Below are 17084 nucleotides of genomic sequence, written 5' to 3'. Positions count from 1 at the left end.
TGGTTGTTCAAATGGTTGCCTGTAAATGCTTGAAAATTAGTCCTGCATTACAGTATACAACTTTCTGCTCGCTGTGTGAAATAGTTTTTCTTTTTCAAAGCAGTTTGATGAAAGCTTTCCTATTAATTTTGCCTTTGAAAAGGATTGTTATACTAATTAGTGAGAAATGATCGGTAATAAACAAAAACCCCATTAGCTATAATCAGCTAACAGGGTTTAGTTTAAATGGGCAATCACGATGCATAGCCTCCAGTTAAACGTTCCTTTTCCGCTATCAAATTGTGGAATAATGCTTCATCACGTGATTCGAGCGCTTCATCGATTAGACGGGATAAGTTATTTTCTTCTAAAGCCCGAACAATCCCTTCCACTTCTTCATCGAATACCGGTGACGTTTCATTTTGTAATGGTGTTACGTTAGTTGATAAATTTTCAATAATTGGCATTAAATACTCGTGTACATTTGATACGAGTAAAAGCTGATACAGCGGGAGACGTACGAAACGGTTGCCGCGCTGGAATACAAAAACTTCCGATAAGTTTTCGACTTGCAGTGAGTTTAAGTCAATGATCATTTCTTTCCCTTCAATCGGGATGAAATGAAAAACTTCCTCATCTTTTGTAATGGAAAAGTACTGATAAGCAAAGACTAAGCGTAATTTCGTGCCTGTCATTTTTGTATAGAAAGGCTTCATAAATTGTACTTGTATCATGGGAATTCCTCCTTCACTTATTTTTGTTGGCATTTATCCGAGTCATAAGACCTAATTTCATTTATCATATGGATGCAATCATTCAGGTGTTCGTGAATATTAAATCAATTTCTCTGTTGCTTATAGTTTCCCCACACTTTCCACATTTCAAACCTTTTAAAAAGTGCTATTCGCTTAAAAAATTTATTCAATGTCTCTTCACATTACCGATTTGTCTGGATTCGTATTATAATGGAAGGAACGACTTTTTTTCTTCCTTCACCTTGATTGAAGTTAAAATTTCCAATGCAATTAATTATTAGGGAGGGGAAACCCGTTTTGAGTTTATCTTTTTCCGAGATTGCCCATGCACATAAAGACTTTATTCAACATACATTACAATCCTTTGAAGAACAGCTTCTCCCTTCAGCAAATGAAGATGCAGAATTGGTAACACGTGCCATGTTCTCTGTCCGTAATCAGGCAATCAAGCCACCGCACTATTCAAGATTCAGTCAAATACTTGTATGCCAAATCCAGGATGTCAATACAGCAGAAGTGACGATTAATTTTCCGGAACAGCAGATTAGCTGCAGCTGCCCTAAAAAGGAGCTGTGCCGACATCAACTTGCCGTTATTTTAAAGCTGTCGCAGTATTTTATTTCACTGCAGCAATGGCTTTCTATTTGGCGTTCTAAAAGATCCGTTCCGCTCCAGTCGTTAGCATCAGAGCGAAGCCCTGAAAACTGGCAGATGATGGCTGATGAAGTGCTTAATTATGCAATTAAAGGTCCGCAGCCATTGGAGCCGTATACGTTATCCGGCTTAATTGAAAATATTCGTACTAAGCTTCAGCGTCACCGCCCTTATGAGCAGGAATGGCAGGAGCTGTTTAACTTGTTTATGGATATCGCCGTTTCGAAACACTTTCTGTTACATGCAGTCAAAACGAGAACAGATCTGAGTCATCATTATGTTCAGTTCTTTTTGGAAAATACGCTAAGCCGCATTCAGCGATCGATTGATACATTAAGTAAAACAACAAGGCTGTTCGCAACTGAACCATTTTTTGATGCAATTCAGAAGAATGTCCATAAGATTCTTTTTATCGAAAAAGGAGCAACAGCGTTCCGGCTGTCATTGTATTTGCAATTTTGGACAAAGCTATTTAATGAACAAAAGCGCTTAAAAAATGAACTGGCTCTTTTGGAACAAAGCGATGATAGCAACACAGATATCGAATTGAATGTAGTAAAATCCATTTTTTATATTTTATTAAGTTCACCGTCACAACTGGAACAAGCAGTCGAAACAATGAGTGAAAATAATGTAGAAGGGTTTATCGACATAGCCCAATATGCATTACAGAAAAACTTTGTTGATGAGGCGACTGTTATTTTAAAAAGGGCTCTTCCTTTTTTACAAACGTTTGTGCAGGATAACTTATTGCCGATACGTCGCCAGAAATTTACGCGTAAGCTCGATCACTTATACGGTCAAATTCAATTAAGTGATAGTGAAGAGCTCGCACTGTACTCTTCTTTCGGCCGATACGGTATTGAGTCATTTTCAAACTATTTACTGCGTCACAATCGGTTAGATCAATGGGTAGCGCTGCATCAGCTATATCCTTCATCGATTCCTTATCTAGATCAATGCGGTTTAAAAGATGTTGTTGCACAGTCACCTGAAACTGCACTTCCTCTTTATCATTTTTATGCGATGGAAGAAATTCAGCAGAAATCGCGGCAAAATTATAAGCAGGCAGTCCGCATTTGGCGTGCCATGAAATCGGCTTCCAAAAAAGCCGGAAAACTCGACTATTTTACAGCATATATTGAAGCCGTGCAGCAGCAGTATAAACGTTTGCGTGCACTGCAAGAAGAGATAAATAAAAGCAATTTACTCATCTAGATTATGTATTTTGCTAATAGGAGGTGACATTGCGTTTACCGCGCAAAGATACAATGCAATATTTATTTAATACGAAGCTACCCTTTCTACAAGTCTTTCGCATAAAGCTATCAGAGCTGCGTCCCGGTTATTTCCGCGCTACTGCGTACAATAAAAATGATTTAATTTTACCGACAGCCAATTGGATTCCTTCTCTCTTTTTCAAATTTGAGCAAAGCTTTTACGGGCTGCACACTTCATTGGAAGAGCGCGATTTAATCATATCGGCATCACATTTACTTGATGTTCTGTCACCTGCAAATCGCCATCCGTTTTTGGATTTCGCTGCTTATGATGATGAAACCGTGAATCACTTTCAAACAATCCAAACGACTTTACCGCTTTGGAATGACCCAAAACTTTGGCAGCAGGTAACTGTAACTGATGAAGGCTTTTCATTTTCCAATGACCTTTTACAGCATGCAGTTGAACAAAAACTGATGGATGCTGGGCTTTCTAAAGAAGATACGCTTGCACTGATTCCATTTTTCCAAAATGGCGGCTGGCCGATGCAAACTTCCCATGTATTTGATGGTGTAAAGGTGGCACTACGTTTAAGCGAACCAGAAGAAAATGAGGAAAACTGGTTGTTGGAAACGGTGCTTATTAGTCCGAATGCCGCTAAACATTGGACACCTGCTTCATCAAAACTGAAACTGCCGATATTGGATGCACTGCCGAAGAAATGGAGTGCAATTGCTAATGACATTGAAGAACTGCAAAATCAAATAGTTGATTTAATTCAATTAAATGCTGAAAGTGCGCAGTTTATTCATACACAATTCAATGATCAGGAAGTACGTGAATTTTTACGTCTCGAACTTACTAAGTTACAGGCTTTAGGCTTTGATGTAATTTTACCGGCGTGGCTTAAAGAACTCCGCCAATCGAAAATGCGTGTACGTGTCAGTGCCAATAACCAGTCGGCCCGCAGTGTTGCTGGACTGGACGATATTCTGACATTCAAATGGCAGTTCTCGATGAATGGTGAGGAAATTTCCGCCGAAGCCTTCCAGAAACTCGTTGATGAAAAGCGTGAGTTTGTCCGTATTGGCACGGAATGGTTCCGCATTGATGCAGAATGGCTCAATGAAATGCGCGACCTGATGGAACAGGCAAAAGAAGAAAATTGGACAGTACGCGATTTGCTGTTCCGTGAGCTGCCTGAAACTTTAACAGCACCTATAGAAGATGATATGGAAGATGATGCCGAGCGCGATGATCCGTTATTTGCATTTGAGATGCAGCAATCACTGCAGACGTATATCGAACAGCTGCAAAATAAAAAAGGTCTGCCGATAGTAGCGGTACCGGCCAAGCTTCATGCCGAGCTGCGTCCATACCAGCAGGAAGGTTTTGAATGGCTTGTTTTCATGCGTGACCAGAAATTCGGTGCCTGTCTGGCAGATGATATGGGACTTGGTAAAACGGTTCAGCTAATTACGTATATGCTCCATACCGTTTCAGTTCTGCAAATCGATAAACCTACATTAATTGTGTGCCCGACATCGGTTGTCGGCAACTGGCAAAAGGAACTTACTCGTTTTGCTCCTGATCTGGAAGTTTATACACATTACGGGCCCCGTCGTTTAAAAAGTGATGACTTGACGAGCTATATCGCAACACAGCGTCCGCATGTAATCCTTTCGACATACGGTACAGTTACACAGGATGCAGATGACTTACAGCTTATCGACTGGGCAACGGTCGCTTTAGATGAGGCACAGAATATAAAAAATATGCAAACATTGCAATCCCGTGCAATCCGGAAATTAAAAGGTGAGCATCATATTGCGTTAACAGGTACACCTGTTGAAAACCGTCTTTCCGAGCTATGGGCTATTTTTGATTTTATTCATAAAGGCTATTTAGGAAGCTTCACAAGATTTACCGAAAACTTTATTACACCAATCGAACGTGAAGAGTCGGAATCCCATAAACGTGTTTTACGTATGAAAATCCGTCCGTTCCTACTGCGCCGTTCAAAGCGCGACCCTGAGCTTCAGCTGAATTTGCCTGACAAACAGGAATCCCTTGAATTTTGTGCCCTTACACCTGAGCAGGCAGCACATTATGAAGGCTATATTCAGGATACTTTAGCTACACTTGAAGAGCTCACTGGCTTCGAGAAAAAGGGACGTATTTTAAAAATGCTCAACAAATTAAAACAGCTGTGCAACCACCCTGCCCTTTTTTTAAAAGAACCTTTTGAAGATGCCAATGCAATGGTTTCCCGTTCTGTAAAGCTAAAGCGCATTATTGAAATGACAAAGGAAATTATCGATAATGGCGAACAATGCTTAATTTTTACACAGTATATCGGAATGGGTAATTTAATTCAGCATTGTTTGGCAGAGCTTTATAATGTTGATGTACCGTTTTTAACAGGAAGTATGCCAAAAAATCAGCGTGACAATTTAGTCGACCAATTCCAGGCAGGTGAATTCCCTGTATTTTTACTGTCGCTTAAAGCTGGTGGAACAGGTCTTAACTTAACAGCAGCTACACATGTGCTGCATGCTGATCGCTGGTGGAATCCGGCAGTCGAAAATCAGGCGACAGACCGGGCATACCGTATCGGACAAACACAATTTGTGCAAGTGCATAAGTTTGTCACGATTGGGACGATTGAAGAAAAAATTGATAAAATGATTGCAATGAAATCCGCACTATCCGAAGAATTAATTCAATCAAGCAAATGGTTGACTGAACTTGATGATTCGGAACTGATGGATTTACTTGTTCTTGATACGGGCAATATAAAATAAATAAGAAAGAGTCTACTATTACGCCATGAAGTAGACTCTTTTTTATGCTTACTTCACTACTTTATTCAGTTGTTATAGGATTGTGAGAAAGAATGGTTACTACTGCGCGGTCAAACAGCAGATTTGGGCATTTCACCTCCTGAGGAATTTTTTTATCGGAGAGGGGAAAGTTTACGGTTGGTGTACGAGTTTGATTTCTTGTTCTGGAAGCACAAAATCTTTGGCAATCGGGGGCGTTGTCTGGAGATTTCCTGCTTCACCAGGGGCTTTTAAAGCATAAAACTGCACTTCCTCAGTTTGGACTTCCAACGTGTATACTTTCTGGTTTACACGATTCACATATGTCCTTGACTGTAAACGTCCTTTAATGCCGACGAGCGAGCCTTTCCCGCAGTATTTTGCCATCAATTCAGCGGTCCTTCCCCATGCGACACATTGCACAAAGTCAGCGTCAACCTTTCCTTCACTATTTTTGAAAGGACGGTTAGTAGCAATGCTAAAGTATACCCGTACCCTTCCTTCAGATAAGTGCCTGAGCTCCAAATCTTTCGTCGTTCGCCCTACTAGCCCAACATGATTCATTCATTGACCTCCTTTCTTTCGGAAATTAACTAAAGCATAGCCGGACCTTGCTTTTTTGGCAAAACACGAATTTGGATTTTTCGGCTAAAATGTTAATTCAAAAATACTTTTTCGCCTATATGGTATTTCATTTATTTTAATGAGAATGCTGATGTAAATGGACTTGTAGATAATATTACAATTTGCTGAAATTGTCAGTTTCACATTTTTTGTATGTTATACTTTTACATAAGAAAATTGAGGAGGGATTTAGAAGTGAAAACCTTTAAAATGCTTGCTTTTGATTTATTATTAAACGATGAAATAAAAGAAATTCCTTTAGCAGACGGTATTATTATTAATCAGGAAAATAGCCATAAAATGTGGATTTTAGAATTGTTTACAGCAGATACATATTACGATTTTTTTCAAAACTTTGTTACATCCGGTGAAGTGCTGGATGCGCGTGCCATCATCTCACTACCGGACAATGAGCCTGCCCCATTTGCCGTTGTCGTACATTCGATTACAAAAGTCGGAGATAAAATTTCGGTACTTATAAAAGGCCGTTTAAAAGCTCAGCGCAAAAAATATGCCGAGCTATTATTGGCACAGCTGCTTGAAGATGGATTGAGAAATGATAAGCTGCTAGAGGCATTTGATCAAGGGATGCGAAATCGTCCTTCATTACAGAAAAATAATGAAGAGGATGGAAAGTAGTTTTTTGGTATTTAAATTCATTTATAAAGGGTCAATTATTTCAATTTTCTTTGTAAAATTTATGTTTTAGAAGTATTTGTGAATTCTCATCCTGCATTGTATATTCAAGGTGGAGGTGAAGTTTATGCAGAAATCGAAGCATCATCTATATATAGAAGTATTAGCTAAACGGATTTTGCCGGATGATATGGAAGCAAGTGTGATCCAGCAAGAGCTTAATCGCTTGGAGGCTGGATTTGCAGGTGAAATGAAGTTGAAGCAGACTCTATCCGATTATTACTTCAAGACAGACCATCTTATCTTCTACAATTTTGAATGCATGAACGAAAATGGCTTTTCCCATCAGATGGATGCTATTTTAGTGACGCCATATTTATGGTAATTTTTGAAGTAAAACTGCTGTCCGGTGTTTTATTTTACAAACCCGCTCAGCATGAATTTTACCGCATCCACAACGAAAAACGTGAAAACTTCCGAAACCCCCTTGATCAAGTTTACCGTCATCAGCTATTTTTGGAACAATGTCTGCGAAAATGGCAGATCACTATCCCAGTGTATTTTGCTGTCGTCATCGCGAACCAACAAGCTATTTTAGATGAGTCATTGGAGAACTTTCCGATTTTTCATATTAGCGGCGTTCCAAACTTTATTGAAAACTTATACCGTAATACTGCAAAATCCAATGCAAATATGAATATGATTGTTACCAAACTGAATCAACTTTATCAGACCCTCCCCCCTCGTCGCTCCATCAGTTTGGATAGATTCAGGAAAGGCGTTCTTTGTAGACAGTGTGATTATAAAAATTTTATGGTTTATCATTACGGAACGTTTACATGCAATGTTTGTCGGGCTAAAAGTCGTGATGTTCTTTTTGAAACGCTTTATCATTATCGAATCTTAATCGGTGAAGAAATTTCTAACCGGCAATTCCGTGAGTTTTTTGGAATCAACAGTTTACAAACTGCTTCTAAACTTTTAGTGCGACTTGGTTTAGAGCGCCATGGTACGAAAAAGGGAACGTATTATATTATTCCTGAAAATATTTCAGAGTGGAAAAGAACACGTGGACAAAAAAGTTTACGGCTTTAAATCAGAGTATTTACCTGGCCAAAGAAGGCGAATAAAAAATTAAATTGGCGATTATATTTCTAATTGGCGATTATAAAAATTTTATATTGACGATTATCCTATCAGAATTGGCGAATATCGATTCTTAATTGACGAATACCAGCGTAAAACTGGCGAATAAATATTTTCATCTGGTTATTCTCAATTGATTTTCACTAAATTGGATAATAAATTTAAATATTGGCGATTAATCATGATAAAGTGGCGAACATCCCTTGCCCCACCCTAGCATTCCAACAAAAAAACCAGTGCCCACAATTAAGTGAACACTGATTCCTTCTTTCGACTAGTGGTTATCCATTTCGTCTTTATCATTTCGGTCTGCACGGTCTTCGATAATATCTTCTTGGTTTACCGATGGAGCTCCTGGTGCAGTTGCGCCATTTTCACCATTTGGACCGCTTGAACCATTAGGGACATTTGAGTCTTGATTGTTATCAATCGTGCTCTCATTTGTTTGCCCGTTGTTGCCGTTTTGACCACTTTGGCCGTCTGGATCAACTGTATCAACCGTGTCATCAATAACGTCACGTGTGTCGTCCATTACATCGTTGGCACCGTTTTCGACATCGTTTCCTAAATTGTCATCTCCAGCATTGTCATTTGTATTACACGCTGAGAGAAATAACAGTGAACCAAGCGAAAGTGCGACAAGTAATGCTGATTTTCGCATAAAAAATTCCCTCCTTTCCCATATGCAATCATGAGTCAATCACTTCGTGTGATCGTACATAGAGTGCCCGGGAAAAGAAGGATCTATCCTACAAAAAATTATGGTTATTTCAATTTATCTTTTAAGAGCTGTTCAACATAAGCGGCTTCTGCTTTACAGTCGAATTTGTAATTTGTGCCTAATTGTTTCTGTAATTCAGCAATTTCCTTCTTTTGCTTTTCTGTTGGCTCTTCATTTAAAATTTTAGCAATGACTTCATCCATTTTCTTAGCAATTTCTTCATGAAATTCAGGGCTAAGTAAAATGTCTGCCGGTATTTTATCAATCCAAGCGGCATTTTCTTTAAAATAAGTTTGCCAGCTTGCCATATAGTCTTCCATCGAAAATTTTTCTTCATCCCAACCAATGCTTGCTAAATAAGCTTCAAACGACGTCGATATTGATCGTGTAATACTAATTTTTACGCCTGAAGACAGTTGTTTATACATCTATTTTAAAACCTCCTACGTTTAAAGCCGAACTTCGCTCATTGTTTACAGGCAAATGAAAACCCATAAAAGGTGAACACTGGCAATCGTCCCACACCTATCTTATCTCATTGGGAGACTTCTGCTTAAAGAAGTTAAAGATTTTCTTCAACTTTTATATTTTATAATCTTTGAGTTCCAATTGCAAATCACCTTATTTTGGCTGTTCAGGTCCAATTGCAAATAGAATCTCGCACTCACAAACTAGCTCGCCATCTACTGTCGCAATGCCGCGGCCTTTCCCCATTTGCCCGCGCAATTTCAAAAATTCCACTTCAAGCTTCAGCTGATCGCCCGGTACGACTTGACGCTTGAAACGGCAACTATCAATCCCTGTTAAAAATACTAGACGCCCTTTATATTCTGGTGCATTTAATAGTGCAACACCGCCTACTTGCGCAAGTGCCTCGACAATTAGGACACCAGGCATTACTGGATAGCCAGGGAAATGCCCGTTAAAAAATTCTTCGTTGATCGATACATTTTTCAATCCAAGCGCGCGCTTTCCTTCTTCGATTTCAAGAATGCGATCAACTAATAAAAATGGATAGCGATGTGGTAAAATATTTTGAATTTGCTCTGCGTTTAACATTAAAAAATCCCCCTTGTTTCCTCTATAATATTATGTAGATAATCGTTTATTTTTATGTATGTTCTGGTAAAGCGATGCAATTATTGGAGAAAGAACCTGGAATTTCAGCCGGCTTTTTGCTCCAATTTAATTTAGTATACTAAATCTCTTGCTTATTCGCTGTAAAGGGATTGCACGGAAATGGCTTTCCCGACAATCCCTCTACTCTTTACCATTTATAATATCGAGAAGATGCTGCCATGTTTCCCACTTTAAAACATCGGATGCTGCGCCGTCCCCTATAACGCTGTAGCCAATAACCAGTCCTACAATTACTGCTACTAAAAATAATAGAATTACGATTAATATTCGTAGCCAGATAGGAATCAGTCGAAGCCGAACCTTACCAACAGGCTGATCCGTTGGCGGCTCCGAAACGTTTTTTACGCGACGTCTCGTCTTTTTGGCTGCAGGCTCTTTTTGCTCCATCTGTGTTTCTAACTCATTCGTCATAAAACTTCTCCTTAACAATGTCGCACGTTTAGCGAATACCGTTAATTAACCCAAGCATTTGATCTGCAATTGTAATCGCACGTGTATTAAATTGATATGAACGCTGTGCTTGAATTAAATTTGTCATCTCTTTTGATACGTCTACATTCGACATTTCAAGTGCACCTTTTTGAATACCCACTTGACGATTGGCACCTTGCAGATCTGTCAGTACTTGTGCTTGCGTGAAGCCAAGTGCATCCAGATTTTCCGGTAAGCCAATATATGTCCCGCCTTGCAGTTTTTCCATTACATTTGGTTTTTGCAGTTCAGAAATTCCAAGCTGGAACTTTAGCGGTGTGCCATTTTCATACCTTGCCACTAACGAACCGTCTGAATCCATCGTAAAGCCTGTCACATTATCCGGGAATGTAATTGGCTGTCCATTTGCATCTGCTACTTGGTATCCATCACTATTTACAAGCGAAAGAATGCCAGGTTCTGTCTGTGTAACATAGAAGCTACCGTTACGAGTATATGCAGTTCGCACATCGCCTTCTTCATTTTGCATCAAAACGTTAAAATATTGATTCTTTGTTGTTAACGCAAAGTCTAAATCGCGGTTTGTTACTTGCAGTGAGCCCTGTGTCTGATTCGATTGGATTAATCCGATCTGTGCACCGACACCATAACGAATGCCCACAGGTGTATCACGGACAGTGCGGTCTAATTCATCATTATTAAATTGCTGATACAGCATTTCCGTAAAATTTGCCTGCTGTGCTTTATAGCCTGTTGTATTACTGTTTGCGATATTTGTACTGATTGTATCTAACTGATGCTGTAGTTGAGATAATGTATTTGTCGCACTCACCATTGTACGTAACATTTCCCGCACCTCCTTAATTATACGAAAATTCGACAGCTAATGAAAATAATCGCTATTCCTTATTAATTAACTCGTCCAATTTCATTAACTGCTTTTTCCATGCTCTTATCGTAGGCCTGCAGCACTTTTTGGTTTGCTTCAAATGCACGGTATGCAGTTAAGAGATCTGTCATTGCTTTAGAGGCATCGACATTGGAGCCTTCTAAATATTGCTGTTGCATCGAAAACTGTACATTTGCCTGTCCATAGGCAGATGGTAGATCGACACCATCCAATGTATTAAATAACCCATTATCACGCTTCACAAGAACGTCCGGGTTTTCAGAAAATGCGACACCTAATGTTCCGACCTGTACATCATTTTCGTCAAAAATTGCCCCGTCCGAACTGATGCGAATATTGTCGTTATCAAATTGCAGACGTTCCCCATTCGCATCCAATACGAATAGTCCTTGAGGGTTTACTAAGTTCCCCTGCCCATCCAGCGTGAAATTCCCGTTACGTGTATAGCTTTCTGTCCCGGATTCATTTTCTAAGCGGAAGAAAATTTGTCCTGAATTTCCCGATGTTTCATCAACAGGCATTGAACTATTGATCAGTGCGATATCTGTATTTAAACCGGTTGAATAAATTTGACCTTGTGCTTGGTTTGGCATTGTTTCCTGTAAATAAACACCTGCATTCACCGCACCAACCGGATTAAGATTCTTTACTGTAAATCCGTTTTCAGTCGGAATTGTTGTCGAATTCACTGCCGACATCAACATATCCGGAAAAGAACGAATTGTCGTTTGATCTGATTTAAAACCAGGTGTATTGGCATTGGCCATATTATTCGTTAAAATTTCGGTTTTACGTTGTTGTGCAACCATTCCTGTAGCTACTGTATAAAAACCTTTAAACACTCAATTCACCTCTAATTATGCCGTATTTATCATTTATCGGCCAAAAACTGATAATTATAAGTAATATAATTTATTTATTTACCGCGCGATCAATATTGTCCAGCATAATTCCAGTCCCGACTGCCACACAGTCCATTGGGTTTTCTGCAACAAACACAGGTACTTTCAGCTCTTCGATTAACAGCTGATCAATACCATGCAGTAATGCACCGCCGCCTGTTAGAATAACGCCACGATCAATGATGTCGGCCGATAATTCAGGTGGTGTTTTTTCCAGTACATCTTTTGCTGCCTGTACAATCATACTAACTGATTCACGCAATGCGTGCTCAATCTCTTCTGAATTGATTTCGATTGTTCTCGGTAAGCCAGTAACCATATCACGGCCGCGGATATCCATAGTATCATCGCGTCCACCAGGGAATACTGTACCGATTGTTGTTTTAATATTTTCTGCTGTACGTTCGCCGATCAGCAGCTTGTATTCTTTCTTTATGTATTGCAATATGTCATTATCGAATACATCCCCAGCAACTTTAATCGATTCGCTCGTTACGATATCACCCATTGATAATACTGCTACATCCGTTGTACCTCCACCGATATCAACGACCATATTACCGCTTGGCTGGAAAATATCCATACCTGCGCCGATTGCTGCTACTTTAGGCTCTTCTTCCAAATAAACTTTTTTGCCGCCTGATTTTTCAGCAGCTTCACGAATTGCTTTTTGCTCTACCGATGTAATATTTGTCGGACAGCAAATTAAAATGCGTGGCTTCGATAAGAAACCTTTAACGTCCAATTTATTGATAAAATGTTTTAACATCGCTTCTGTTACATCAAAATCAGCAATTACGCCATCCTTTAATGGACGAATTGCAATAATATTCCCCGGTGTACGTCCCACCATTTGACGTGCCTCTTCACCGACTGCCAATACTTTATTTGTCTTTTTATCGATCGCTACTACAGATGGCTCATTCAAAACAATTCCTTTGCCTTTTAAATGAATCAGCACGTTTGCAGTACCTAAATCAATCCCAATATCTTTAGAAAACATGTTTCATTATTCTCCTTCCGCCCATTTGAACATGTATACGATTCTATATATGTCTATCTTAGTTATTTTATCATATACAGTGTTGAATTACATCAATATTGTGGGAAGGATTTTCCTTTATAATGGTTTAAAATGGTAATAATCTAAAGTAATATTCACTAAAAAAAGCATTTAGTTGTTATAGAAACAGACTAAATGCTTTTTTCTTGTTGCTTTGTAATCCACTTTTTACGTGTTGCTTCACCACCGCGTAAATGGCGAATCGATTTGTTATAGGTTAAAACTTGTTGTACTTGTAGCGCAAGTGGTTCATTCACTTGTTTTAGCCGCTCTGTCAAATCTTTGTGTACAGTACTTTTAGAGAATCCCGTCATTTTCGCGAGTGCACGCACGGTTTCACCTGTCTCTACCAACAGTTCACCCAAACGAACGCAGCGTTGCCGAATATGTTCGTGCACGTCCTCTCCCTCTCTACTTCTAATCTAAAGAGCCTTGCTTCTTAATATTTCACCTTATGTGAGTAGGCTCTTAATTATTCGGAGTAGATTGCAGGATTCGTTGTTAACTTATTAAAAATATATCCGTATTCATCCATTTTGCTAAATAATCAAAAGGATAAATATTTGTTCGGATCCACCAGTACACCATCTTCCATTACTTCAAAGTGTAAATGAACGCCAATGTTTGGATTCCATTCATTTTCTTGTGAAGTAGCTAGCTGATCGCCTTGTGAAACTTGATCGCCTTGTTTTACAAGAATATCTGCCACGGAGTTATAACGTGTTTGCATACCATTTGGATGTGTAAGAGTAATGCTGTTGCCCGTAAATGCATCCATTTTTACTTCTGTCACTTCACCGCTCATTGCAGCAACAACTTCGAAAGGCTCGCTGTTAATTGCGATAGAGACCCCTGTAGATGTTGTGAACACTTGATTAAATACCAGCAATGAGTTTTCGCGTGTTGCTTCATCTTTTGAGACATCATAAAAATCCTGCAAAATCGTTACTTCATTTAAGTATTCTTCTTTGAATGGATACTTCAAAGTTTCCGTAACAGTCGCTGTTGTTGGAACAATCGACTGGTCGGCTGGTGCAGAAACTTCTTCCATCAGTTCCTGCTCATTCTGACTTTCGTACAATGCATTAAAACTAAAAATAACTGCCACAATCATTACTGCCATACCACCGTATACAGCCGGCCAAAACCACCGTCTTTGCATAACTGGTTTCTGAGAAGGCTTTTGTTTAACTTCTCTCATATTCATCACCTCAAATGGAAGTGTGTACAAGAAATTGGAATGTTAAACATTATTTTTTACAATAATTTATCGATTTTAATGTTGTCGATGGATAGTAGTGAGAAAGGATAATTTCCGCCGTTATCCCCCCCTGTGCCATCGCATTTGCCCCATACTGGCTCATTCCTACCCCATGCCCGTAACCATAAGTTTTAATTGTTATACCGGTTGCTGTCGGTTCCCATGTGAAATTCGTGGAGCGTAAGTTTAAAAGTGTGCGCAGTTCTCTGCCCGACCATGTTTTTTTATGAATCGTAATTTGCTCGATGCGGTTCGTATCGTTTCGTTGCAGCTTTGCATTTTGAAGCTGAGCCTTCGAGAAATTCTGTTTAAGTTTTTTATTTATTTCTTCAAATGTAAACGTAGTCTGTTCTTGATTTAATTGTTCTGGCGAAGTGGTTGCTGTTAAGTAGGGAATCGGATTTCCGCTATAGTTTTCCGCGGACTCGGTATATTGAAAGGATGATGCATGAAACATGGCTGTAATCAGTTCATCATTATAAGTAAGAATTTGGTTGGCAGTTTGATTGACGGCTTCTGTTATTTTTTCTTCATTTTCGGCAAAAGTAGTTTTCCATTTTTCTTCTCTTAATTCCTGATCATTGTAAACTTGATGCGCTGTCGTTGTGAGAATCGGCTTTTTCCCATAATCCGTCTGCTTCAATACATAAGTCCGGGAGGCGATCGCCTGAGCTTTTAAAGCTTCCACATGAAAACTTGCCGGCATTTCCCCTGCAATTACACCAATTAAATAATCTTCAATTGGAACGTCAGTATTATTCACTTTAATAAATAAGGGACAAGAAGTAGTTTCCGTTGGTTCAGTAATGGGGTTTTGTTTCTTAGACTTTAAGGTGAACGGGACTAAAAACAATAGGACGCCAATAATAAAATATATGATAATTTTTTTCATGAGACAGTATATGAGCGTACAAGAAGAATATGAGTTCATTTTGGAGAGAGAATTTCTAGTATTTGAGGAATGGAATTTGGAACCGGGTTCTACGGTGAGAGATATACATTAACTCTAATTTTGAATGGGAATGTTCTACTTTAATAGCGGCGGGTTCTACTTTTGAAGTGATTTGTTCTCCATTACTGCCGGAACTTTCTACTTATAGAGTGCTTCATTCTACTTTAGTAGCGCCAGGTTCTACTTTCTCCATGGACCATTCTACATTCTCATCAACTCCTACTCCCCCCTTACAAAACCAAAAAAGCATCCGGAAAGCCCAAATCTCGCTTCCTGAATGCTTTATATGTTTATATGAATCTAGCTATTAAACTGTTACTACGATTTCTTGTAACACTTCTTCTTCTGAATCGATGCGCTCGATCATTGCACCTAAAGAAGCTAGTTTTTTGTGGAAATCCACATAGCCGCGATCTAAATGGTGTAATTTTGTAACTCGTGTTACGCCTTCAGATACAAGGCCAGTTAAAATTAGTGCTGCTGCTGCACGTAAATCTGTCGCTGATACTTCGGCACCTTGAAGTTTTTTGCCACCTTCAATGAATACAGAACGCCCTTCGATCTTTGCGTCTGCATTCATGCGACGGAATTCTTCAACATGCATAAAACGATTTTCGAAAACTGTTTCAGTGATGATACTTGTTCCGTTTGCCGTTAACATTAATGCCATCATTTGTGATTGCATATCAGTTGGGAAACCTGGGTGTGGCATCGTTTTAATATCAACCGCTTTTAACGGGTCATTTGCGCGCACACGGATGCCTTCATCTTCTTCGATAACTTCTACACCCATTTCACGCATTTTTGCAGTTAGTGCTGTCATATGCTCTGGTACAGCGTTTTCAATTAATACATCTCCGCGAGTAATTGCTGCCGCTATCATAAATGTTCCGGCTTCAATGCGGTCTGGAATAATATAATGTTCGCAACCTTTTAATTCCTTAACGCCTTCGATACGAATCGTATCAGTCCCGGCACCAATGACACGGCCACCCATTGCGTTAATAAAGTTTGCCAAATCTACTATTTCAGGTTCTTTCGCTGCATTTTCAATAATAGTCGTCCCTTTTGCTAAAGATGCTGCTGTCATAATGTTTTCAGTAGCCCCAACACTTGGGAAGTCTAAATAGATTTCTGCGCCTTTTAGTTCACCTTTTACTTTTGCTTCGACATAACCATGTCCAAAGGAAATCTCTGCACCCATAGCTTCGAAGCCTTTCAAATGAAGTTCGATTGGACGAGATCCAATTGCACAGCCGCCCGGTAATGCTACACGTGCATAGCCATTACGTGCTAATAATGAACCCATTACTAAAATGGATGCACGCATTTTACTTACAAACTCAAATTGCGCTTCACTAGATAGCTTCATAGAGGCATCAATCATCATTTCGTTTTTCTCGACATCATATTCGACAATCGCATTTAAACTTTTTAACACTTCACCAATCGTACCGACATCTGCTAAGTTTGGTACATCTTTAATCATATTTTTATCTTTAGAAGCTAATAGAGAAGCAGCCAAAATCGGTAATACAGCATTTTTTGCGCCTTCTACGCGTACTGTGCCTTTTAGCGTCTGACCTCCAGTAACAATAATTCTCTCCACAATTCGTCCCTCCGAATTCAATTCTCATATAATAAAGGAATAAGTTCAATTAAACTTAAATTATTTTAAACTTCATTTGACTCAATTTACACACAAAAATATACTACATTTATTAGGGCGCTAATTCAAGCACCCAAATTACTATTTTAAGCTAATTTGTTTAAAAAGGCTATTAAATTATAATACGCAGCGCAACAATTTAGTGTGAATAGACAAATTTTCACATAAAAGTATCTTCCTTAAATAACTACCCAAAT

At 39.1% G+C, this 17084-nt stretch carries 18 protein-coding genes; 5 read left to right on the top strand and 13 right to left on the bottom strand.

The genetic code is table 11. The features are described from left to right. Positions 1–233 precede the first annotated feature (233 nt). Entirely contained in the window at positions 234–713 is a 480-nt protein-coding gene (locus tag AC0VXV_RS03490) for an IDEAL domain-containing protein (RefSeq protein WP_475530356.1), read from the bottom strand. 318 nt (positions 714–1031) lie between these two features. On the opposite strand from AC0VXV_RS03490, the gene AC0VXV_RS03485 reads away from it, so the two are divergent. Both AC0VXV_RS03485 and AC0VXV_RS03480 read left to right on the top strand, forming a co-directional pair. After that, on the top strand, positions 1032–2606 hold the full coding sequence (locus tag AC0VXV_RS03485) for an SWIM zinc finger family protein (protein ID WP_475530355.1): 1575 nt from the start codon (positions 1032–1034) through the stop codon (positions 2604–2606). Between the two features lie 29 nt (positions 2607–2635). Beyond that, positions 2636–5413 carry a DEAD/DEAH box helicase gene (locus AC0VXV_RS03480; RefSeq protein WP_475530354.1) on the top strand — a complete coding sequence of 926 codons (2778 nt, stop codon included), beginning with the start codon at positions 2636–2638 and terminating at the stop codon, positions 5411–5413. A 171-nt stretch (positions 5414–5584) separates the two neighbouring features. Here the strand turns inward: AC0VXV_RS03480 and AC0VXV_RS03475 are convergent, their stop codons facing one another. Then, entirely contained in the window at positions 5585–5995 is a 411-nt protein-coding gene (locus AC0VXV_RS03475) for a single-stranded DNA-binding protein (RefSeq protein ID WP_475530353.1), read from the bottom strand. Between the two features lie 255 nt (positions 5996–6250). On the opposite strand from AC0VXV_RS03475, the gene AC0VXV_RS03470 reads away from it, so the two are divergent. The 3 genes from AC0VXV_RS03470 (at position 6251) to AC0VXV_RS03460 (ending at position 7786) form a co-directional block, all read left to right on the top strand. After that, positions 6251–6694, top strand: coding sequence for a YwpF family protein (locus tag AC0VXV_RS03470; RefSeq protein ID WP_475530352.1), 444 nt, complete (start codon positions 6251–6253; stop codon positions 6692–6694). Positions 6695–6818: 124 nt separating this feature from the next. Further along, positions 6819–7076 (top strand): hypothetical protein, encoded by a 258-nt coding sequence (locus tag AC0VXV_RS03465; RefSeq protein WP_475530351.1) that lies wholly within the window; start codon positions 6819–6821, stop codon positions 7074–7076. Then, a complete protein-coding gene (locus AC0VXV_RS03460; protein ID WP_475530350.1) occupies positions 7070–7786 on the top strand; it encodes a nuclease-related domain-containing protein in 717 nt (238 codons plus the stop codon). The genes AC0VXV_RS03465 and AC0VXV_RS03460 overlap by 7 nt, the downstream gene beginning before the upstream one ends. Before the next feature lie 325 nt (positions 7787–8111). Here AC0VXV_RS03460 and AC0VXV_RS03455 read toward each other — a convergent pair whose 3' ends face one another. The 11 genes from AC0VXV_RS03455 to murA all read right to left on the bottom strand — a co-directional run bounded on the left by AC0VXV_RS03455 (position 8112) and on the right by murA (position 16827). Beyond that, positions 8112–8498 carry a hypothetical protein gene (locus tag AC0VXV_RS03455; RefSeq protein WP_475530349.1) on the bottom strand — a complete coding sequence of 129 codons (387 nt, stop codon included), beginning with the start codon at positions 8496–8498 and terminating at the stop codon, positions 8112–8114. 104 nt (positions 8499–8602) lie between these two features. Beyond that, the gene (locus tag AC0VXV_RS03450; RefSeq protein ID WP_475530348.1) at positions 8603–8986 is read right to left on the bottom strand and encodes a hypothetical protein; all 384 of its coding nucleotides are present in this window, start codon (positions 8984–8986) and stop codon (positions 8603–8605) included. A gap of 193 nt (positions 8987–9179) precedes the next feature. Next, positions 9180–9617 (bottom strand): 3-hydroxyacyl-ACP dehydratase FabZ, encoded by a 438-nt coding sequence (fabZ, locus tag AC0VXV_RS03445; protein ID WP_475530347.1) that lies wholly within the window; start codon positions 9615–9617, stop codon positions 9180–9182. A gap of 201 nt (positions 9618–9818) precedes the next feature. After that, positions 9819–10109, bottom strand: a complete 291-nt coding sequence (locus AC0VXV_RS03440) for a DNA-directed RNA polymerase subunit beta (protein WP_475530346.1) — start codon at positions 10107–10109, stop codon at positions 9819–9821. A gap of 28 nt (positions 10110–10137) precedes the next feature. Next, positions 10138–10977 (bottom strand): flagellar hook-basal body protein, encoded by an 840-nt coding sequence (locus AC0VXV_RS03435; RefSeq protein WP_475530345.1) that lies wholly within the window; start codon positions 10975–10977, stop codon positions 10138–10140. A 62-nt stretch (positions 10978–11039) separates the two neighbouring features. After that, the gene (locus tag AC0VXV_RS03430; protein WP_475530344.1) at positions 11040–11882 is read right to left on the bottom strand and encodes a flagellar hook-basal body protein; all 843 of its coding nucleotides are present in this window, start codon (positions 11880–11882) and stop codon (positions 11040–11042) included. A 70-nt stretch (positions 11883–11952) separates the two neighbouring features. Continuing rightward, on the bottom strand, positions 11953–12945 hold the full coding sequence (mreB, locus tag AC0VXV_RS03425; protein ID WP_008404433.1) for a rod shape-determining protein: 993 nt from the start codon (positions 12943–12945) through the stop codon (positions 11953–11955). Between the two features lie 191 nt (positions 12946–13136). Next, a complete protein-coding gene (locus tag AC0VXV_RS03420; protein ID WP_008404436.1) occupies positions 13137–13403 on the bottom strand; it encodes a sporulation transcriptional regulator SpoIIID in 267 nt (88 codons plus the stop codon). A gap of 149 nt (positions 13404–13552) precedes the next feature. Next, positions 13553–14206 (bottom strand): peptidoglycan DD-metalloendopeptidase family protein, encoded by a 654-nt coding sequence (locus tag AC0VXV_RS03415; protein ID WP_475530343.1) that lies wholly within the window; start codon positions 14204–14206, stop codon positions 13553–13555. 49 nt (positions 14207–14255) lie between these two features. Beyond that, positions 14256–15158: a stage II sporulation protein D gene (spoIID, locus tag AC0VXV_RS03410; RefSeq protein ID WP_475530342.1), complete on the bottom strand. Its 903-nt coding sequence runs from the start codon at positions 15156–15158 to the stop codon at positions 14256–14258. Between the two features lie 367 nt (positions 15159–15525). Further along, the gene (murA, locus tag AC0VXV_RS03405) at positions 15526–16827 is read right to left on the bottom strand and encodes a UDP-N-acetylglucosamine 1-carboxyvinyltransferase (protein ID WP_475530341.1); all 1302 of its coding nucleotides are present in this window, start codon (positions 16825–16827) and stop codon (positions 15526–15528) included. Between the last annotated feature and the right edge of the window lie 257 nt (positions 16828–17084).

This window comes from Solibacillus sp. iso_87 (assembly GCF_056173085.1).
The sequence above is the reverse complement of the archived record's forward strand: the minus strand, read 5'-3'. Positions and strand labels throughout refer to the sequence as shown.